Genomic DNA, 18,797 nt, shown 5'->3' on the forward strand with positions numbered 1-18,797 from the left:
GGATACCGGCGCGAAGCCCCGCGTGTCCGGAGCCCGAGCCCCGAGCCCCGGCCCGCGACGGGGCTCGGGGCTCGGGCGCTGCCGCGCCGGCGTCCCGCGTCAGGCGGCCAACTCCCCTGGCAGCGGTTCCGCGTGGAGGATCGTCAAGCCGGAGACGGCCCGGGTGAGGGAGACGTACAGCCGCCGCAGCCCCGTACGCAGGTCCGGCTCGCCCGCCACGATCGCGGCGGGCTCGTCCAGCACCACGTGGTCGTACTCCAGCCCCTTGGCCAGCGTCGCGGGCACCAGCGTGAGCCGGGCGTCCGCCGAGGTCTCCTCGCCCGGCCCCAGGTACGGCAGCCCCGCCTCGGTGAGCGCCGCCGCCAGCGCCGGGACCCGCTCCCGCGCCGCGATCAGGCCGACCGACCCCTCCCGCTCCAGCGCCTCCCGGCAGCCCGCGAGCACGGCCTCCTCCAAGTCGCCGTGGCCGTACCGGCGTACGGCGAAGTCGCCCGGCGACTCGCGGACCGAGGTGGCCTCGGCCAGTCCCGGGGCGATGGACGGCAGCAGCCGGGACGCGTACGCGATGACGTCGCGCGGCACCCGGAACCCCTGCGTCAACTCCTCCACCACGGCTTCCGGTTTGCCCAGATGGGCCAGCGCCTGCCGCCAACTGGCCGTGGCCCACGGGGTGGTGCCCTGCGCGAGGTCGCCCAGCACCGTGACCGAGCCCGTCGAGCAGCGCCGCCCCACCGCCCGGTACTGCATGGGGGAGAGGTCCTGCGCCTCGTCCAGCACCACGTGACCGAGCGAGGACGTGCGGCTGACCAGGTCGGCGGCCTCGTCCACGAGGACGGCGTCGGCAGCCGACCACGGCGCCGTCCCCACCCCACGGGCGGGCTTGGGCCACCGCACCGCCTGCTGCTCCTCGGCGGAGAGGATGCCGTCCGCCTGCGCCGCCAGGAACTCCGGGTCCGACAGCAGCCGGAGCACCACCTTTGCCGGATCGACGGCGGGCCAGGCCGACTTGACCACCGCCTTGACCGCCGCGTTGCGCGCCACCGAGTCCTGCACCCGGTCGTCGGGGGCCTCGCCCGCCGCCTCCATGCGGACCAGGACGGTGTGCGCGATGCGCTGCGGCAGCGCATCGCGGGCGGCGCCGTACCGGATGTCCCGGGCCAGCAACTCCTGCACGATCTCCGCCAGTTCGTACGCGGGCACCCGCCAGCGGCGCGAGCCGCGTACGACCACGCACGGCTCGGCCGGCAGCGTCACGCCGGAGCGCACCGCGCGGCGCAGCACCCGGGCCATCCGGGCGTCACCCTTGAGGCGGGCGGCCTGCGCGGAGTCCGTGCCGCGCAGCGTCACGCGGGTGCCGCCGGAGCCGGAGCCGGTGCCCGCCACCAGGTCCTCGACCGTGGACTGCCGCACCTCCAACTCGCCCAGCGCGGGCAGCACCTGCTCGATGTACCGCAGGAAGGACTGGTTCGGCCCGATCACCAGCGTGCCCGTACGCGCGAGCCGCTCCCGGTGCGTGTACAGCAGGTACGCGACCCGGTGCAGGCCCACCGCCGTCTTGCCGGTGCCGGGCGCGCCCTGCACGCACACGGAGCCGTCGATCCCGGCGCGGACGATCTCGTCCTGCTCGGGCTGGATGGTGGCGACGATGTCCCGCATGGGGCCGACGCGGGGCCGCTCGATCTCCGACTGGAGCAGCGCGCTCGTGCGCGGCCCCTCGCCCGGGTCGGTCAGGTGCTCGTCCTCGTATGCCGTCAGCTCGCCGCCCGTGTAGCCGAAGCGGCGGCGCAGCGCGACGCGCTGGGGGTCCTTCTTCGAGGCGCGGTAGAACGGCTGGGAGACGGGGGCGCGCCAGTCGACGACCATCGGGTCGCCGTCCGCGTCGTGCACGTGGCGGCGGCCGATGTAGAAGCTGAGGGCCGTGCTCGCGCCGGGGTCCTGGAGCAGCTCTTCGAGGTAGTCGAGGCGGCCGAAGAAGAGTGGGGTGTGCGCGAGGTCGGCGAGCGACTTGATCCGCAGTTCGAGGTTGGACCGCAGTACCGCCGCGCTCACCCAGCTGCCCGTGACGTCGCTGATGTCGAGGGCTTCGGCGTCGGCGCGCATCGCGCGCAGCGCGGCCCGGGAGGCGGCGAGATGGGCGCGTTCGCGGTCGAGCGGGTCGTCGGGGGGAGCGGGCGGGGGTGGGGGCAGGGGGGCGTGCGCGGGCACGAGGTCGCCTCCGGCGGGTCGGCCGCGCTCCGTGCAGAGGCGGCGGCCCGCGCCCGTACGGGCCCCGCGCGCAGGCGTCACCGCACGCGGGGGCGCGGCGACGGCACGACGGCGGGACCCGTACGGGCGCGGGCGCGCGGACGCGGCACGGAGACGCGGTACGGGTGCGGGTACGTCAACAGGTCGCCGGCCGGTTTCCGAGCGGCCGGGGGTCCATCCCGAAGGGGAGGAGGCAAGACGGGAGATTGTAGGCGGGGAGCCGGTGTCCGGCCACCCGATATTCCTCCGGGCCGTCCCGTCATGCGTGCTGGAGCTCTGCGGCCGTTCCGGCGGTCCGCGGGCCCCCGAGGTGCCGCAGCCGACGCCGCACCCCCGCCCCTGCCGGACGGCGACGGGCCACGGGGGCGGGGCTCAGCGCCGGACGCGGTAGCGCAGGTGCAGGGCGCGGCGGCCCTGGACGACGACCGGGTCGTCCAGGAGCTGGTGGCCCCGGGCCAGCTTCGCGAAGTAGGGGATTCCCTCACCGAAGAGCACCGGCACGAGGCTGACGCACACTTCGTCCACCACTCCCAGGTCGAGTGCCTGCTGCGCGACCGACGTGCTGGCGATCACCACGTCGCGGTCGCCGGCGATCCGCCGCGCCTCGGCGACGGCGACGTCGACGCCCGCGACGAAGGCCGTGCGCGGCCACCGCGTGGCGGCGTCCTCGGGCGGGCGGTGGGTGACCACGACGACGGGGGTGCCCGCCGGATGGTTGTCGCCCCAGCCCTCCGCGATGTCGAACAGGCGCCGGCCCGCGACGAGGGCGCCCGAGCTGCCGGTCAGGTCGCGGAGCACCTCCGCGCTCGCGTCGTCGACACGGAAGGAGATGTCCTCGTTCGGGTTCTCCACGGTCACCTCGCCCGCCGCGTACCAGTCGAACAGCTCCCCGACCTGGTCGTGCGGGTCCGCGATGAACCCGTCCAGCGACATCGTCATATGGGTACGGACTGTGCCCATCTTCGTCCTCCTCGGAAGGCTGATTGCTCCCCGGTGGAGACCTGCGCCGGCCGGGAAACTCATCGGCGGGCGGGAAGAGCGCCGGGCGGGCCCGGGGGAGGACCGACCCTGAGGACGTAGGGGTAGCCGGTCGCCCGCGAGGCTGAGGGCGCGGCGTGCGGTTCGGTCTTTCGGCCGATGTACGTCAGTCGGGTGAAACGGATGCTGGAGGTATGAGTACCGCAGCGATCCAGCAGCCCGCAGCCGGGCCGGAGCCGGGGCGGGGAGCCACCGCCCTGGGCGCCGACGGGCCCGCACAGACCCACCACGGCCGCTCCGGCCACCAAAGTCACCACGGCCACCCCCGGCACCTGCTGGGGAGCGCCCTGCGCGCGGCGAAGGTGTTCGCCGAGGCCACCTTCAGCGTCGCCGTGCTCGGCCGGTACGAGGGCCGCGCCCACGACCCCGCCCGCGACTGACCCTGCCCACGAGCCCCGGTGGGGCGGCGGCACTCACACGTCGTCGCCCGCCAGCAGCTCCGTCGAGTCCACGATCCGGTAGGCGTACCCCTGCTCCGCCAGGAAGCGCTGCCGGTGCGCGGCGAAGTCCTGGTCGACCGTGTCCCGCGCGACGACCGAGTAGAACCGCGCCTCGTGCCCGTCCGCCTTCGGCCGCAGCACCCGGCCCAGCCGCTGCGCCTCCTCCTGCCGGGAGCCGAAGGTGCCGGAGACCTGGATGGCGACGGTGGCCTCGGGCAGGTCCACCGAGAAGTTGGCGACCTTGGAGACCACCAGCACGTTCAGCTCGCCCTGCCGGAACGCCTCGAAGAGCTTCTCGCGCTGCGCGTTCGAGGTGTCACCCTTGATGACCGGCGCCCCGAGATGCTCGCCCAGCTCGTCCAGCTGGTCGATGTACTGGCCGATGACCAGCGTCTGGTCCCCCTCGTGCTTGCGGACGAGGGCCTCGGTGACGCGGCGCTTGGAGTCCGTCGTCGCGCAGTAGCGATACTTCTCCTCGGTCTCCGCCGTGGCGTACGCGAGCCGCTCGGCGTCCGTCAGGTTGACCCGGACCTCGACGCAGTCGGCCGGGGCGATGTAGCCCTGCGCCTCGATCTCCTTCCAGGGCGCGTCGAAGCGCTTGGGCCCGATGAGCGAGAAGACGTCCGACTCGCGCCCGTCCTCCCGTACCAGCGTGGCCGTGAGCCCGAGGCGGCGGCGGGCCTGGAGGTCGGCGGTGAACTTGAAGACGGGGGCGGGCAGCAGGTGCACCTCGTCGTAGAGGATGAGGCCCCAGTCGCGGGAGTCGAACAGCTCCAGGTGCGGGTAGATGCCCTTCCGCTTGGTCGTCAGCACCTGGTAGGTCGCGATCGTCACCGGGCGGATCTCCTTGCGGGTGCCGCTGTACTCGCCGATCTCGTCCTCGGTCAGCGACGTACGGCGCACCAGCTCGTGCTTCCACTGGCGGGCCGCGACGGTGTTGGTGACCAAAATCAGCGTCGTCGCGCTGGCCCGCGCCATCGCTCCGGCCCCCACCAGCGTCTTTCCCGCACCGCAGGGCAGCACGACGACACCCGAGCCGCCGTGCCAGAAGCCCTCGACGGCCTGCACCTGGTACGGGCGCAGCGCCCAGCCGTCCTCGTGCAGCGCGATCGGGTGCGCCTCGCCGTCCACGTAGCCCGCGAGGTCCTCGGCGGGCCAGCCCAGCTTGAGCAGGGCCTGCTTGATCTGGCCGCGCTCGGAGGGGTGCACCGCCACCGAGTCGTCGTCCAGCCGCGCGCCGACCAGCGGCTGGATCTTCTTCGACCGGAGGATCTCCTCCAGCACGGGGCGGTCGGTGCTCTCCAGCACCAGGCCGTGCGTGGGGTGCTTCAGCAGCCGCAGCCTGCCGTAGCGGGCCATCGTCTCCGCGACGTCGACCAGCAGCGCGTGCGGCACCGGATAGCGGGAGTAGGCCACCAGCGCGTCTACGACCTGCTCGGCGTCGTGCCCGGCGGCACGGGCGTTCCACAGGCCCAGCGGGGTGACCCGGTAGGTGTGGATGTGCTCCGGCGCACGCTCCAGCTCCGCGAACGGCGCGATGGCGCGGCGGCACCCGTCGGCCTGCTCGTGATCGACCTCGAGCAGCAGGGTCTTGTCACTTTGAACGATCAGACAGGACACGCACACCTCACACCGGAGCCACGGACACCAGCCTTCCACCGTACGCGCCCGGCGTGGCGGCCGGGTGGCCTCGGCCCGCACGGATCACCCACCGCCGTGCTCCGGCGCGGTTAGGCGCGCCCCCCGGCTGTCGGCGACGCGCAGTACGTCACCGAGGGCATACGTGACCGCACGCAGCGCGCCCCGCAGGGCGTACTCCCCGGCCTTTCGGTCCTCCAGTACGGCTCGCGCACCCGCCAGCACGTGTGCGCCGTCGCGGAGCTGGGTGGCCTCGATCTCGTCCGCGAGCCGCCACAGGGTGCTCCCGGGGCCGTCCGAGCTGAGGAAGCACGGCTTGCCGGTGCCGTTCTCCCACGGCAGCAGCCGCAGACCGGGCGCGGGGGCGGGGACGGTGTCCCGGTCGTAACTCATCACGCGGTCACCTCGACGTGCGAGGTCTTCCACAAACCCGCGTGGACACCGTGCGGCACGATCCACAGCACCCGTGGCCGCGCTGGTGGCCGGTGGCGCGACTCCCGGCGCTCCTCCGGGGTGAGGACGTACGGGCGCACCAGCGCCGTGTCCTCACCTCGCAGCGGTACCGGCCGGGGCGGCACGCGCGGCGGGCGGCCTGCCGACGCGTCAGCGATCGGCGCCGGGGCGGGCGTGCCCGGCGTCCGATGGCACCCCGGCGCGGGCAGCACAAGCCGCAACAGCGGCACGAACAGCCTCGCGATGGCTCGGGTCATGTCGTCAACTCCACATGGTCGATCCGGCGTCTGACTTCCCCGGATGCGCACCGGGTGTAGCCAATTGGTCACCAGGCCAACGCGACGGCCAATAGACTGGGCGGACTTCAGCGTGAGAACTGAAGTCTGCGGTCGGCTAGTGGACGCTCTGCCACTCCTGTGGGCCATCCTCCATGAGGCGTGCCTGCGCACGGACGTAGGCGGCACGGAGGTTATGGCCGGGCAACTTGAGTATCTGCTGACGGCTGCGGCTTCGCCGCACGTCAACCTTCAGGTCATGCCCTTCTCGGCGGGTGCGCCCGCCGCGCACATGAAGCCCTTCACTCTGCTGCGGTTCACCGACGCGCCGGCAGTGCTGTACATCGAGACACGCTTGGGCGGCCGGATGCACGACTCCGCACGCACGGTCTCCGCCGCCTCGGATGACTATGATCTGATCAGGGCGCACGCGTTGTCCCCAGACCGGTCGTTGACCCTGATCAAGACTCTGCTGAAGGAGTGCCGCGCATGAGCGCCGACTTGGATCTCACCACCGCTCAGTGGATCAGGTCGACCCACAGTGATGGGAGCGGCGGGCAGTGCGTGGAGTTCGCCCCGGGGTTCGCCTCGTGCGGTGTGGTGCCCGTGCGTGACAGCAAGGACCCGCACGGCCCCGCGCTGGTCTTCCCGTCGGCGGACTGGTCGTCCTTCGTCGCGGCGGTAAAGGGCGGGAAGCTCTCCGCCTGACCGAACGCTCTCCGGCCGTTCCCGGCAGGCAGAGCCATGCCTGCGACTCACCTCCAGGCGCGGTCCATCTTCCACTCGTTGCCCGATCAGAAGCGATGGAGACCATGAGTCACGTCGAAGAGTCCTCCCGCAAAGCCCTGTTCGAACAGGTGGCGCTGATGGTGCGTGTCGAGGACGAGGTTGAGGTTCTCTCGCTCATCCCGGATTGGGTGGAGGAGGAACTCGGCGACGAAGACGAGGAGTTGGTCGAAGAGCTGGAGACCTACGCGGAGCGGCTGTTGCAGGAGGAGCGCGTTCGGGAGGCTGCTTGGAGCAATCCCACGATGAACGATGGCATCGACCGGGCCTTCGAAAGCCTCAACGCGCGGGGAATCGTCGCGTTGCAGAACGTCGGCTACACCATGTCCGACGGATGGAGCGAGGCGTCTGAGGTCGCGGCCAGCCAGTCGCCGCGACCGCGCGGAGCAGTCTTTTATCACGAACAGGACCTTGAGAGTGGGGTCGCCGGCGAAGGACTGACACTGGTGTTTGGTGCGTTCGAGGATGACGCTGCCGCGCACGAGGCGGCGAGTCTTGCCATCGGACGTGAGATCTGTGACTCGCTTACGCGCTATGCGGTGCCGGTGGAGTGGGATGGCACGGTCAGTCAACGCATCTCGATTCCGCCGTTCACATGGCGGAAGCGCCGTTGGACGAAGGCACCCCAGGCCTGAAGATCAGCACGGTGCCGCTGCGAGCGGAGCCGCAGGTAGCCTGTCGCGTGATCAGGTCGTCTCGTGGCCAGATCGGGGAAACATGGATTACGTGTCGGGACACCACGCCGAGAGACCCCTCGTGCCACCCCTGTACTCCGCATGGGCCGCCTGGGAACGAGGCGAAAGGAACGCTGCCTTCACTCAGCTGCGGGAATCACTGGGTGTGCGGTTCGACGGTGTCCTCGCGAACCCGCCTCGCGAGCTGTTCGAGAGCCGTCTTTTTGAGACCTTTCCCTCGGCACTCGGTCGGCTTTTCACGAAGCCTTACTGCTTTCACGTCCCACCCGCACTTGTCGCTGCGGCGGTCTGGGAGCAGGCGCCCCGTACGGAAATCTTGCACGGAATCCTGCTCGGCGACTTCCGGTGGAGTGATGACCCCTTCGATGAAGAGCCGACCGAGACACCGGGAAGCGCAGAGCTTGCTGCAAGCATCGAGAATCAGAAAAGGCTGGGGCTCATCTCCTGTGATCCGGCGGATATTCTTCTCGGCGGCAGGGTTTTCCTGAACACGGCCCTGGCGGCGGAGGCCAGCCCTGCGAAGCTGGGAGAGGCGCACGAAGCGGCCTATTGCTCAGGATTCAAAAAATCGTCCGACTGGTGGGACGTGGCAGATGTCGCAGCGCCTGAGCTGGTGCTGCGAAGCTTCTGCCACGATGCGTGTCGGAACGGCCGGAGAGACCTCGAACCTGCCGATGTCTGGTCGCGTATCAACAGGAGGAATACGCGATACGGCCACTCCGTTCGAGAATCCTTCAGGAGAACAAGGATCAGCGCAGAAGAATGGCAGGCGATGGCGGAGTTCGTCAATTGGGATGATTCCGCGGGCCCTCTTCCGCTCGCCATCAAGAATTTGATCATGGATGACATCACACTCTGATGTCGTGATTCGTTTGGTCCATGCGAAGGGCGGCGGCGCCGCGGTGGGCGGAGCGAAGATCTGCGCACGCATATGCTGACCACCGAAGGTCGGGTCACGGGTACGAGGGAGGCGACCGTGGGGGTCTGCGTCTACATCGATGTCGTCAGGGACGACGAGAAGCTTGGTAGTTACGACCTCGACGGGAGCGCGTATTCCCTCGGTGCGGGGCTGGAGGCGCTGGGGCTGGACGGTGACGAGATCGTGCACGGGGTGGGGGGTCCGGACGGCGTCGACGCCGAGGAGTTGGAGGAAGGGTTCGTGGGCCAACTCACCCCCGAGCAGGTCAGGGCCTTCTGGGAGCGCCTGTCGCCCGTCACTGTCGAGCAGTTCATGACGGGCCTGCGGACGACCGAGAAGGTCAACGGCGATGACGAGGAGTACTTCACGCGGTACTTCGCGGCACTCAAGGAGACGTACAGTGCGGCCGTTCGCGCGGACGCGGGCATGACGATGTCCTGGTACTGACGGCCCGCAAGCCATGGTCCCCGTGGACCTACTCCTCCGCCAGCTCCGCCACGCCCGTGATGCGGTGCAGCGGGTACGTCCGGACCTCGTCCGCGGTGTGGTCGTACGCCGTGACGAAGCCGCCCTCCACCCGTACGGGCGCGATCACCCGCTGGCTGGCCGCGCCGTCCGCGTTCACGTAGCCGATCCACAGCGCCGAGCCGGTCAGCGCCGCCGACTGCATGGTGGCCAGCGTGTCCGGCGAGTCCGTACGCGGCAGCTCCCCGCCGGGCGCACGGGAGCCCGCGCGCGCGGCGGCGGGCACCCGTACGCCGCCGGTGCCGGGCGGGCCCGGCTTGTGCACGGCCGTCGCCGCGTGGTCGCCGGCGCGGATCGCCCGTACGGCGGCGGCCAGCAGCAGCGCGTCCGGTACGGGCGGGCCGTCCGGCAGCGGCTCCGGCGCCCGCCGGGGCGGGGTGCGGTGGGCGTCCGCGCGGGTGATCAGCACGTCGCCCTCGGCGGACTCGGCGGCGGGCGTGTACCCCATCTCCCGTAGTTTCAGGAGGAGTTGGTCCGGTGGCAGCGGCGAGGCCAGCACGGTGGGCGCCAGCAGCCGGGGCCGCAGCGGCGCGCTCCGCCGGTCGGCGAGGATCTCGGCGAGCAGCGCGTCGTCGTCGCACCGCACGTACGAGGAGGCGGCGCCGACCCGCAGTCTGCCGTGCCGCCGGGCCACGTCGTCGATCAGGTACGACAGCGGCTGCGGCACGGGCGTGCGGGAGCGGGCGGCCAGGAAGGCGTGCAGGTCGGTGGCCGAGCGGCCCGCGTCCAGCGCGCGGCGCACGGAGGCGGGGGTGAAGCGGTAGACGGTCGCGCCGCCGCGCGACTCGATGTCGGCCAACCGCTCCAGTTCGAGCGCGAGTTGGCGCTCCAGCGGGCCGGGGGCGACGGCCGTCAGGTCCGCCTGCAGCAGCACGTGGTCCAGCGGTTCCGGCAGCAGCGGCGCGAGCGCGTGCGCCGCGCGCTCGGCGGCGACGGACAGTTCGGCCTGCGTCAACGCCCGTCCCCACGGCCGGACTTCGGGCGTCGCCGGGGCGGGCGGGACCAGCGTGCGGGCGAAGCCCGCGAGCGCGCCGCGCCCGGTCAGGCCCAGGAGTTCCGCCTCCGCCAGGGTCCAGCGCGCCAGTCGCGCGCGCAGCGGCTCGCCCTCCGCACCGCCCGCGCGGCCTGCCGTGCCCGCACCGTCTGCCGTGCCCGCACCGCCCGCCCGGCCCGTGCCGCCACCGTCCCCGCCGCCGTCCGCGCCCCCGCCGGTCGCCCGGCCCGCGCCGCGCAGCGGACGCTCCCAGGCAAGCCGCGCCAGCACGTCCGCCGGGTCCGGCGCCTCGCCGGGCGCCAGCCCGGCCAGCAGGGCCAGCACGCGGTACCGCACATCCGGCGCCAGGCCCCGGTCCAGGCCCGGCCCGAGCGCCGCCAGGCTGCGCCCCTTCGCGTCCCGCGCGCCGACCAGCCCCGCGACCCGGCTCGCCGACAGCCACGCCGTCACCAGTCGCGTCCAGCGGACCTGCGGCGGGTCACGCAGCCAGTCGTCGTACGCGGGCGTCGGCGCGTACGCCTCGTCCGCCTCGCCGGTGGACGCCAACAGACCTGCGCCGTAGGCCAGTTCGGCCCAGAAAGCGGCGGTCGGCTCCGGCACGTCCAACGCTCCGGCGGCGCGCCTGAGGTCGCGTACGCCCAGACCGCCCGCCCGCAGCACCGGCGGCGGCTCGGACTCCCACACCCCCAGCAGCTCCTCGACGGTGCCCAGCGCGCCGAACGCCTGGCCCGCCGCCGTCGCGTCCACGCTCCCCACGGCGTGCGTCCGCGCCGCCGGCAGCTTCGGCGGCAGCGGCTCCAGCACGCGGTGCGCCCGCCCGCCGCGCAGCCGGAGCGCGGCCTCGCGCGGCAGCACGACCGTACGTTCGCCCGCGGGCAGCAGCAGCCCGCGCTCCAGCAGCCAGCCCAGCGGAGCGGACGGCGCCCGGTGGTCGGCGGTGCCATGCGGCGGGCCCCACACCAGCTTGCCGAGCACCGCGAGACTCTCCTGCGGCGCCGAACCGAGCAGTTCGGTCATCCGCTCGCGGTCCCCGAAGAGCGCGGCGAGCGCCGCCAGCGCGCTGACCGGATCATGCGTGGGCGGCAGCCCCACAGCGGCCAGCAGCCGCTGCGTACGGCCCGGCGAGACGCCCGCGGCGGCGTCGGCCAGCGCCGGGCCCAGCCCGGTCGGTGAGACGCCCGTACCGGCGGGGGCGAGCACCTCGCGGGCCGTGCGCACCAGCCGCAGCCGGTCGTCACCGCCCCACAGCAGCGCGCGGGCGCGCAGCGTGCCGAGCGCCTCCGGCAGCCGCGCCTCGACGGTGGCGGCCTCCTCGGGATCGGGCCGGTCGCCGGTCAGCAGGCCGCACAGCGCGTCGTACGAGCACGGGTCGGTCGCCACCGCCAGCGCCTCGGCCGCCTGGAGCGCGAACCGGTCCAGCCGCTCCACCGCCCGTACGACCGAGGCGCGGGTGCCCGCGCGGGTGGCCAGCTGGGTGAGGTCCCGTGGGACGGGCGACAGCAGATCGGGACGGGTGCACAGCAGCGCGGCCAGATCGTCGTCGGCACGGGCCCGAAGATCGTCGGCGAGCGTACGGGGGGCGCCGGCGGCGGGCTGCTGCTCGTTCCTCATCCGTACAACGTTAGCGCCGCGTCCCGGCGCTCCGGTCCCGGTCGCGGGTCCCGCTTCCGGGGGCGTTGTCAGTGGCCGCTGACAGGCTGTGACGCATGACGCCCTGGAGCTTGACGGAAATCGACGCGGCGCTCCGCGCGAGCTGGTCCGCCGACACGTGCTCACCCGACGACGCCGCCCGCGAACCCTGGCACCCGGGCAACCCCGCCTGGGGCCACTGCGACCTCACCACACTCCTAGTGCACGACCTCTTCGGCGGCGAGCTGATATGCGGCGACGTCCACGCCCCGGACGGCACGCAGCACGGCTACCACTGGTGGAACCGCCTGCCGTCGGGGATCGAGCTGGACCTGACCGCCGAGCAGTTCCGCCGCGGCCAGCGGGTCACCGGCGCCCGTACCGTCCCCCGCCCTCCGGGCCCGCTCCGACGGCACGAGGAGTACGTGTCGCTGCGCGCCCGCGTCGCCACCCACCTCGGCCCGCTGCCCGGCCCGGAGGCGGGGCAGGACCCGACACGGACAGACCCCGGCCGCCGCGCGCGGTAACGTCAGGGGACGGGCGTCACGCGGGGACAGGCGTGGGGGAGTTTGGTGGGGATCGAGAGCGAGCAGCTCGTCTTCGACTATCTGAGTCGGGTCGGGGATCTGGCGCACGGTACGGCGATGACCGCCGCCGAGCGGGCCCGGCTGGTGAGCGGGCTGCGCGGGGAGATCGACCGCATGCGGGCCGCGGAGGGCGGGGCCGGGACCAAGGCCGCCGTGCGCAAGATCCTGGCGCGGCTGGGGGACCCGGCGGAGCTGGTCGCCGCCGCCAACGGCGGGAGCCCCGTGCCACGGCCGCGCGCGGCGGACAGCGGGCGTCCGGCGGGCGGCGCGAGCGGCGCGGACGGCACGCCCGGGGCGTCGTACGGCGGCGGGGACGGTACGGGCAGCGGCGGCGGTCCGGCGAGGTCGCTGCGCCCGAAGGTGCCGAAACTGCCGAAGCTCCCCCGGCTGCCGCAGCTGCCGCAGCAGCTGCGCAAGGAGCCCGAGCCGCCGCCGGAGGGCCCGCCCCCGCCCACGGCGGCGTACGGCGCGTCGCCGCCGCATCTGGCCGGGATGGACGAGCTGGGCCCCCAGGAGAGCGACCCGGACTGGTGGCGCGTCGACCCGGGCCCGTACGGCGGCGATCCCGGCTCGTACGGCGGCGAGGGTGCCGGCCGGCGGCGTCCCGGGGACCAGCTGGTGCCCGGATTCGTCGGCGGCATCGAGATGCAGGAGCTGTACAAGGCGCCGCAGCAGCGGGAGGGCGAGCCGGACGCCGAGGCGCGGCCGGGCGGCCCGCCCGCCGGCCAGGGGCGGGAGCAGGAGCAGGGCCACGAGGACGCGGGCGGCGGCCGGGGCCGGTTCGGGCGCCTGCTCGGTGGCCTGGCGGGCGGCGGCGCGAAGAGCGGGCCGACGGCGGGCGGGATCGTCGAACTGCTGGCGTGCGGGCTGCTCTTCGCCGGTGCGGTGATCGGTTCGCCGGTGCCGCTCGGGCTGGGCTGGCTGGCCGCGTACTGGTCGCCGAAGCTGAGCCGCAACGAGGCGAAGTGGGCCGCGCTGGGCATGCCCGCGCTGGTGGCGGGCGGCGCCGCGGCCTGGCTGTGGGGGCGGGCGGAGGAGCGCTGGGGCGCGCCGATCGGCGCGGGCGAGGACGCGTTGCGGGAGGCGATGGCCGGCACCTGGCCGGTGGCGCTGCGGCTGGCGGCCGTCGCCAGCGCGCTGTTCCTGCTGTGGCGCGCGCGGCGACGGCCGGGTGGCGGCTGAGGGTTGACGGACGGGCGGACGGGCGCGGGCCGGGGCGCGCGAGGCGCGCGGCGGCCCGTCGGCCCCTCAACTCGTCAACTCACCTCAGCTCGTCAGCTCCTCCTGCATCTGGTCGAGGATCTTCTCCGCCGCCGTGTAGCCGATGCCCTGAATCCAGGTCTCGTCGTCTACCCGGTGCGCGTTGCCGCCCTTGACCGCCTGCATGTTCTTCCACAGGGGGCTGGCCGTGGCCTTGCTCTCGCCGGACTTCTTCTGGTCCCCGTAGGAGGTGTAGAAGACGACGTCGGTGTCGGCCTTGTCGACCTGTTCGGGGCTGATCTCCAGCATCAGCCCGTCGTACGCCTTGGCCTTCTTCACGATCGGCGGGCGGCCGAGCCCGACGTCCTTGAGGAGGGTCGAGATGTAGCTGCCGTCGCCGTAGAGGCGCATGTCCGCGCCCTCGATGAAGCGGATCACGTTCGTGTTGAGCGCCTTGGCCTTCTCCGGCCCGCCCAGCGCCTCGGTGACCTGCGCGGTGTGCTTCTCGTACGCCGCGACGACCTTCCGCGCCTCGGCCTTCTTGCCGAGCGCGTCGGCGTGCACCTGGAAGTTCTCCTTCCATGGCAGGCCGGTGGTCTCGGTCATCACGGTGGGGGCGATGGCCTTGAGCTTGTCGTAGCTCTTCTCGTCCCGGGTGGCGTTGGTGAGGATCAGGTCGGGCTTCAGCGCGACGATCTTCTCCAGGTTGGGCTGCCCGATGTTGCCGACGTTCTCGATGCCCTTGAGCTTCTCCTTCGGCAGGTAGCCGAGGAAGTCGGAGCCGACGTCGGCCTTGGTGGCGCCGACGACGTTCGCGCCGAGGGTGACGGCGGAGTCCAGCTCGGCGGTGTCGAGGACGACGACGCGCTTCGGGTCGTCGGGCACCTGCACCTCGCCCTTGGCGGTCTTGACGGCGTGGGTGCCGCCCTTGCCGCCCTCGGAGCCGGAATCGGAGTCCGAGTCGGAGTCCGAACCGCAGGCGGAGAGGACGAGTGCGGTGGTGAGCGCGAACGACGTGGCGGCGAGTGCGCGACGGCGGGGGAGGGGGAGGGTCATGCGGGGGCCTTTCGGATACCGGTGGAATCAGGGGAGGGGGGCGTGGCGGCGGGCGACGGTGGCGCGGAGGGAGCGGGACCGTCGTCCGGTTCGGCCTGCCAGGGCGCACCCGGTACGACCAGCGGGCTGCCCGTCACCGGGTCGGTGAGGATCACCGACTCCAGCCCGAAGACCTCCCGCACCAGCTCGGTGGTGACGATCGAACGGGGGCTGCCCTGCGCGACGATCTTCCCGCGCTCCATCGCGACGAGGTGGTCGGCGTAGCGGGCGGCCTGGTTGAGGTCGTGCAGCACCATCACGACGGTGCGTCCCCGGGTGCCGTCGGGCGCCTTCGCGGCCGACCGGCGCACCAGGTCGAGGACTTCGACCTGGTGGGCGATGTCCAGGTAGGTGGTGGGCTCGTCCAGCAGCAGCAGGTCCGTCTCCTGGGCGAGCGCCATGGCGATCCACACACGCTGCCGCTGCCCGCCCGACAGCTCGTCCACCGGGCGTTCGGCGAGCGCGGTGACGTCCGTACGCGCCATCGCGTCCACCACGGCGCGCTCGTCCGCGTCGGACCACTGCTGCCACCAGCGTTGGTGTGGCTGCCTGCCGCGGGCCACCAGGTCGCCGACGGTGATCGCCTCCGGTGCCACCGGCGTCTGCGGGAGCAGGCCCAGCGACTGGGCGATCTTCCGGGTCGGGATGCGGGACAGGTCCTGGCCGTCCAGCAGCACCGCGCCGCGGCGCGGCGCGAGCAGACGGCCCAGCGCGCGCAGCGTCGTCGACTTGCCGCAGGCGTTCGGGCCGACGACGACGGTGACCTTGCCGTCCGGCACCTCGAGGTCCAGGTCCTCGACCACCGTGCGGTCGTCGTAGGCCAGCGTCAGCCCGCGGGCGGCCAGCCGGTGGGTCGTGTCCTGTGTCATGCCTTGGCTCCGTGTCATGCCTTGGCTCCGGTGCGGCTGCGGATGATGAGGAAGATCAGATACGGGGCGCCGACGGCGGCCGTCAGCACGCCCACCGGCAGTTCGGTCGGGGAGAAGATCTTGCGGGCCAGCAGATCCCCGAGCACCACGATGAACGCGCCCAGCAGCGCGGACGACAGCAGCGGGATCTGCGCGGAGCGGGTGAGCCGCCGGGCGACCTGCGGGGCGAGCAGCGCCACGAAGTCCACCGGTCCGGCCGCCCCGGCGGCGAGCGAGGCCAGCAGCACGCCGGTGACCACCAGGACCAGGCGGCTGCGGCCCAGCCGTACGCCGAGCGCGGTCGCGGTGTCGTCGTCGAGGCCGACCTCGCGCTGTGCGCGTGCCGACCAGAGGACCAGCGGCAGCAGCGCCAGCAGCGCCCAGCCCAGTGGCCTGGCCTGGTCCCAGCCGGTGCCGTTGAGCGAGCCGGTCATCCACACCTGTGCCTGCTGGGCCACCAGGTAGTCGCCCTTGGTCAGGAAGAGCTGGGTGACCGAGCGGAGCGCGACCGCGACGCCGACGCCGATCAGCACGAACCGGGTCGCGTGCAGGCCGCCGCGCCAGGCGAACGCGTACACGAGCGCGGAGGCGAGCACCCCGCCCGCGACGGAGAGGTAGGGCAGCACGGCGTACGAGGTCAGCCCGAACGTCATCGCGCCGACGGTCATCGCGGCGGCCCCGTGCGTCACCCCGATGATGTCGGGGCTGGCGAGCGCGTTGCGGGCGACGCTCTGCACGAGCGCCCCGGACACCCCGAGCGCGAGGCCGACCAGGAGCCCGACGACGAGCCGGGGCAGCCGCAGGGTCTCGACCACCAGTTCGTCCGGCGAGGGCTGCCCCAGCAGCACCTTCACCACCTCGACCGGGGGGACCGCGGACTCGCCGAGCGTGAGGTTCGCGACGACGGCCGCGGCCAGGAGGACCAGCAGGACCCCGGCGACGTACGCGCTGCGCAGGTGGACGAGGAAGGAGGCGCCGCGGGCCCGCAGGAGGACGTGGCCCGCGAGGCCCGGCCGGCCCGTGCGGCCGGTGGCCGCGGGGGCCCGGTCGGTCGTGGTGCTCACGCGGCCACCGCCTTCCGGCGGACCAGGACGACCAGGAACGGGACGCCGATCAGCGCCGTCATCACCCCGGCCGGGATCTCGCCGGGCCGGAAGACCAGCCTGCCCACGACGTCGGAGACGAGCAGGATCACCGGGCCCAGCAGCGCGGCCATCGGCAGCAGCCAGCGGTGGTCCGTACCGACGACGGCACGCGCGACATGGGGAACGGCGAGCCCGACGAAGGCGACCGGCCCGGCGGCGGCGACGCCGGCGCCGGTCAGCACCGTCGCGCCGAGCCCGCCCACGATCCGTACCAGCGCGACGTTCTGGCCCAGGCCCTTCGCCATGTCCTCGCCCAGCGCCAGCGCGTCGAGGCCGCGCGCGACGGAGAGCACCAGCAGGAGGCCCGCCAGCAGGAACGGCCAGATCTGCCCGGCCACCTCCGCGTCCCGGCCGGAGAGCGAGCCGACCTGCCAGAACCGGAACTCGTCCAAGGTGGCGGCCCTGGTGGTCAGCACCGTCGCGATGACCGAGACGAGCAGCGCGTTGATCGCGGCGCCCGAGAGCGCGAGCTTGACCGGGGTGGCGCCGCCTCGGCCGCGCGCGGCGATCGCGTAGACGGCGACGGACGCCACCCCCGCGCCGAGGAACGCGAACCACACGTAGCCCGCCAGCGTGTGCACGCCCGCGAAGGCGATGGCCAGCACGACGCCCACCGAGGCGCCCTGGCTGATGCCGAGGATGCCCGGTTCGGCGATCGGGTTGCGGGTGAGGCCCTGCATCACCGCGCCCGCGAGGGCGAGCGCGGTGCCGACCATGATGCCGACCAGGGTGCGCGGGAGGCGCATCGTGCGGACGACCTCGGCCTCGTTGCTGTGGCCGCCGTGCAGGAGCGCGTCCCAGACCTGGCCGGGCGGGATGGCGCGGCTGCCGAGCGCGAGGCTCAGGAGCGCCGCGAGGAGGAGCGCCGCGAGCGCGGCGAGCGTCCAGCCGAGGCGGCGGGCGAGGACCGTACGACGCTGCTCGGCGCCCTGCCCGCTCCGGACGCCCGGCCCGCCGCCGGGGGCGTCGGCGCCGGCGCGGGGGTCCGGGCCCGGCGACTTCGTCGTGGGGGTGGCGGCTGGCATCGTTTCCTCGGTGGGGACTTGCGCGTGCGGGCAGGGGCGGAAGGGCCTCTTCCGCCCCTGCCCAGGTAAGGCTGGCCTAAGTGTACGGGGTGGCATACGACAGAATGATCGGCATGGTTGCGGAAGGGATGACGGTCGGATTCGACCTGGACATGACCTTGATCGACTCCCGGCCGGGCATCCGGCGGACGTACGAGGCACTGTCCCGCGAGACCGGCGTGTACGTGGACGCGGAACTGGTCGTCACGCGGCTCGGGCCGCCGCTGGAGGACGAACTGGCCTGCTGGTTCCCGTCCGAGCGGGTCCCGGAGCTGGCCGAGCGCTACCGCGAGCTGTACCCGTCGACCGCCATCGGCCCCTCCCCGGCGATGCCGGGCGCGCACGAGGCCGTCCGCGCCGTGCAGGCGGCGGGCGGCCGTGCCCTCGTGGTGACTGCCAAGTACCGGCCGAGCGCCGCGCTGCACCTGGCGCACCTGGGGCTCACCCCGGACGTACTGGTCGGCGGGCTGTGGGCGGAGGCCAAGGCGGCGGCGCTGCGCGAGTACGGCGCGGCGGCGTACGTCGGGGACCACACCGGCGACGTACGGGGCGCCCGTACGGCGGGGGTGCTCTCGGTGGCCGTGCCGACCGGGCCGTGCGACGCGGCGGAACTGCGGGCTGCCGGGGCGGACGTGGTGCTCACCGGCGGGCTGGCGGACTTCCCGGCCTGGCTCGCGGAGCACACCGCGCCGCCGGGCGGGGAGCACGGCGGGGAGCGCCGCGGGGAGCGCTGAAATCGGCCGGTGCCGCGCGGCCGGCTACCTGGTCCGGGGCGCGGTGCCGAAGCCCGAGGCCCGCGCCGCGCGCCGTTCCGCCGCCGCGGAACGCAGCAGCCCGGCCGCCGCGAGCGCGAAGCCGACGCCCATCAGCATGCACACGAAGTACGCGGGGGCGGGGAAACGCGCGGTGCCCAAAAAGAGCGGCGCGACGGTGACAAGGGTGGCGAGTGCACCGAGTGCGAAGACGATGCCGCCGGTACGTACCAGCAGATCTCCGGCCCGTGGAGTTTCAGTGTTCACTCCGTCAGGGTAGATCGGTGGACAAGCGGACGGCGGAACGGCCCGAGGCATCTTGTCACCCGGCGTGAGGTCGTTAGCCTTGGTGGTGGCGGGGTCCGACGGTTTCGGCCGCCCGCTCGGCTGTCTCTTCCGCATCCGTTTCG

At 73.3% G+C, this 18,797-nt stretch carries 20 protein-coding genes; 9 read left to right on the plus strand and 11 right to left on the minus strand.

Going from position 1 to position 18,797, the window contains the following annotated elements; translation table 11 throughout:
- Positions 1–99 precede the first annotated feature (99 nt).
- Positions 100–2,205 carry an AAA family ATPase gene (locus H299_RS0125545; RefSeq protein ID WP_027750731.1) on the minus strand — a complete coding sequence of 702 codons (2,106 nt, stop codon included), beginning with the start codon at positions 2,203–2,205 and terminating at the stop codon, positions 100–102.
- A 411-nt stretch (positions 2,206–2,616) separates the two neighbouring features.
- Complete coding sequence (locus H299_RS0125550) at positions 2,617–3,204, minus strand: dihydrofolate reductase family protein (protein WP_027750732.1); 588 nt, start codon at positions 3,202–3,204, stop codon at positions 2,617–2,619.
- A 212-nt stretch (positions 3,205–3,416) separates the two neighbouring features.
- On the opposite strand from H299_RS0125550, the gene H299_RS0125555 reads away from it, so the two are divergent.
- Entirely contained in the window at positions 3,417–3,662 is a 246-nt protein-coding gene (locus tag H299_RS0125555; protein WP_027750733.1) for a hypothetical protein, read from the plus strand.
- A 33-nt stretch (positions 3,663–3,695) separates the two neighbouring features.
- On the opposite strand, the gene H299_RS0125560 is transcribed toward H299_RS0125555, so the two are convergent.
- From H299_RS0125560 to H299_RS38670, 3 genes are all read right to left on the minus strand, one after another.
- Positions 3,696–5,342 (minus strand): DNA repair helicase XPB, encoded by a 1,647-nt coding sequence (locus tag H299_RS0125560; RefSeq protein ID WP_027750734.1) that lies wholly within the window; start codon positions 5,340–5,342, stop codon positions 3,696–3,698.
- An 84-nt stretch (positions 5,343–5,426) separates the two neighbouring features.
- Positions 5,427–5,753 (minus strand): hypothetical protein, encoded by a 327-nt coding sequence (locus tag H299_RS0125565; RefSeq protein WP_051262829.1) that lies wholly within the window; start codon positions 5,751–5,753, stop codon positions 5,427–5,429.
- Entirely contained in the window at positions 5,753–6,070 is a 318-nt protein-coding gene (locus tag H299_RS38670) for a hypothetical protein (protein WP_078513039.1), read from the minus strand. The genes H299_RS0125565 and H299_RS38670 overlap by 1 nt, the downstream gene beginning before the upstream one ends.
- Before the next feature lie 43 nt (positions 6,071–6,113).
- On the opposite strand from H299_RS38670, the gene H299_RS36235 reads away from it, so the two are divergent.
- The 5 genes from H299_RS36235 to H299_RS0125595 all read left to right on the plus strand — a co-directional run bounded on the left by H299_RS36235 (position 6,114) and on the right by H299_RS0125595 (position 8,935).
- The gene (locus H299_RS36235) at positions 6,114–6,581 is read left to right on the plus strand and encodes a DUF5753 domain-containing protein (protein ID WP_486587418.1); all 468 of its coding nucleotides are present in this window, start codon (positions 6,114–6,116) and stop codon (positions 6,579–6,581) included.
- Positions 6,578–6,796 (plus strand): DUF397 domain-containing protein, encoded by a 219-nt coding sequence (locus tag H299_RS0125580; protein ID WP_027750736.1) that lies wholly within the window; start codon positions 6,578–6,580, stop codon positions 6,794–6,796. Before H299_RS36235 ends, H299_RS0125580 begins: the two co-directional genes overlap by 4 nt.
- Before the next feature lie 104 nt (positions 6,797–6,900).
- Entirely contained in the window at positions 6,901–7,509 is a 609-nt protein-coding gene (locus H299_RS37765; RefSeq protein ID WP_158692387.1) for a DUF6891 domain-containing protein, read from the plus strand.
- A gap of 205 nt (positions 7,510–7,714) precedes the next feature.
- Positions 7,715–8,428: a hypothetical protein gene (locus H299_RS39735; protein ID WP_158692388.1), complete on the plus strand. Its 714-nt coding sequence runs from the start codon at positions 7,715–7,717 to the stop codon at positions 8,426–8,428.
- A 117-nt stretch (positions 8,429–8,545) separates the two neighbouring features.
- Positions 8,546–8,935, plus strand: a complete 390-nt coding sequence (locus tag H299_RS0125595; protein WP_158692389.1) for a DUF1877 family protein — start codon at positions 8,546–8,548, stop codon at positions 8,933–8,935.
- 28 nt (positions 8,936–8,963) lie between these two features.
- On the opposite strand, the gene H299_RS0125600 is transcribed toward H299_RS0125595, so the two are convergent.
- The gene (locus tag H299_RS0125600; RefSeq protein ID WP_027750738.1) at positions 8,964–11,618 is read right to left on the minus strand and encodes a helicase C-terminal domain-containing protein; all 2,655 of its coding nucleotides are present in this window, start codon (positions 11,616–11,618) and stop codon (positions 8,964–8,966) included.
- 95 nt (positions 11,619–11,713) lie between these two features.
- Here H299_RS0125600 and H299_RS36245 point away from each other — a divergent pair, with 95 nt between their 5' ends.
- Positions 11,714–12,163, plus strand: a complete 450-nt coding sequence (locus H299_RS36245) for a YunG family protein (RefSeq protein WP_051262831.1) — start codon at positions 11,714–11,716, stop codon at positions 12,161–12,163.
- Between the two features lie 45 nt (positions 12,164–12,208).
- Positions 12,209–13,405 carry a hypothetical protein gene (locus tag H299_RS0125610; RefSeq protein WP_027750739.1) on the plus strand — a complete coding sequence of 399 codons (1,197 nt, stop codon included), beginning with the start codon at positions 12,209–12,211 and terminating at the stop codon, positions 13,403–13,405.
- An 84-nt stretch (positions 13,406–13,489) separates the two neighbouring features.
- Here H299_RS0125610 and H299_RS0125615 read toward each other — a convergent pair whose 3' ends face one another.
- From H299_RS0125615 to H299_RS36250, 4 genes are read right to left on the minus strand one after another with little or no spacing between them, the layout of a single operon-like run.
- Positions 13,490–14,479 (minus strand): iron-siderophore ABC transporter substrate-binding protein, encoded by a 990-nt coding sequence (locus H299_RS0125615; RefSeq protein ID WP_027750740.1) that lies wholly within the window; start codon positions 14,477–14,479, stop codon positions 13,490–13,492.
- Positions 14,476–15,387 carry an ABC transporter ATP-binding protein gene (locus H299_RS0125620; RefSeq protein ID WP_027750741.1) on the minus strand — a complete coding sequence of 304 codons (912 nt, stop codon included), beginning with the start codon at positions 15,385–15,387 and terminating at the stop codon, positions 14,476–14,478. Before H299_RS0125620 ends, H299_RS0125615 begins: the two co-directional genes overlap by 4 nt.
- A gap of 14 nt (positions 15,388–15,401) precedes the next feature.
- On the minus strand, positions 15,402–16,490 hold the full coding sequence (locus H299_RS0125625) for an iron ABC transporter permease (RefSeq protein WP_027750742.1): 1,089 nt from the start codon (positions 16,488–16,490) through the stop codon (positions 15,402–15,404).
- Positions 16,487–17,596, minus strand: coding sequence for an iron ABC transporter permease (locus H299_RS36250; protein ID WP_078513040.1), 1,110 nt, complete (start codon positions 17,594–17,596; stop codon positions 16,487–16,489). Before H299_RS36250 ends, H299_RS0125625 begins: the two co-directional genes overlap by 4 nt.
- A gap of 104 nt (positions 17,597–17,700) precedes the next feature.
- On the opposite strand from H299_RS36250, the gene H299_RS36255 reads away from it, so the two are divergent.
- On the plus strand, positions 17,701–18,369 hold the full coding sequence (locus H299_RS36255; RefSeq protein ID WP_486587453.1) for an HAD family hydrolase: 669 nt from the start codon (positions 17,701–17,703) through the stop codon (positions 18,367–18,369).
- A gap of 24 nt (positions 18,370–18,393) precedes the next feature.
- Here the strand turns inward: H299_RS36255 and H299_RS0125640 are convergent, their stop codons facing one another.
- Positions 18,394–18,654, minus strand: coding sequence for a hypothetical protein (locus H299_RS0125640; RefSeq protein ID WP_027750743.1), 261 nt, complete (start codon positions 18,652–18,654; stop codon positions 18,394–18,396).
- Positions 18,655–18,797: the final 143 nt, after the last annotated feature.

It is taken from the genome of Streptomyces sp. CNH287 (assembly GCF_000424825.1).

Coding starts and splice junctions, on each gene's coding strand:
- H299_RS36250 (WP_078513040.1), bottom strand. CDS start 17,596: ATGCCAGCCGCCACCCCCACGACGAAGTCGCCGGGCCCGGACCCCCGC.
- H299_RS0125615 (WP_027750740.1), bottom strand. CDS start 14,479: ATGACCCTCCCCCTCCCCCGCCGTCGCGCACTCGCCGCCACGTCGTTC.
- H299_RS36255 (WP_486587453.1), top strand. CDS start 17,701: ATGATCGGCATGGTTGCGGAAGGGATGACGGTCGGATTCGACCTGGAC.
- H299_RS0125600 (WP_027750738.1), bottom strand. CDS start 11,618: ATGAGGAACGAGCAGCAGCCCGCCGCCGGCGCCCCCCGTACGCTCGCC.
- H299_RS0125550 (WP_027750732.1), bottom strand. CDS start 3,204: ATGGGCACAGTCCGTACCCATATGACGATGTCGCTGGACGGGTTCATC.
- H299_RS0125565 (WP_051262829.1), bottom strand. CDS start 5,753: ATGAGTTACGACCGGGACACCGTCCCCGCCCCCGCGCCCGGTCTGCGG.
- H299_RS0125620 (WP_027750741.1), bottom strand. CDS start 15,387: ATGACACAGGACACGACCCACCGGCTGGCCGCCCGCGGGCTGACGCTG.
- H299_RS36235 (WP_486587418.1), top strand. CDS start 6,114: ATGCGCACCGGGTGTAGCCAATTGGTCACCAGGCCAACGCGACGGCCA.
- H299_RS0125555 (WP_027750733.1), top strand. CDS start 3,417: ATGAGTACCGCAGCGATCCAGCAGCCCGCAGCCGGGCCGGAGCCGGGG.
- H299_RS36245 (WP_051262831.1), top strand. CDS start 11,714: ATGACGCCCTGGAGCTTGACGGAAATCGACGCGGCGCTCCGCGCGAGC.
- H299_RS37765 (WP_158692387.1), top strand. CDS start 6,901: ATGAGTCACGTCGAAGAGTCCTCCCGCAAAGCCCTGTTCGAACAGGTG.
- H299_RS38670 (WP_078513039.1), bottom strand. CDS start 6,070: ATGACCCGAGCCATCGCGAGGCTGTTCGTGCCGCTGTTGCGGCTTGTG.
- H299_RS0125580 (WP_027750736.1), top strand. CDS start 6,578: ATGAGCGCCGACTTGGATCTCACCACCGCTCAGTGGATCAGGTCGACC.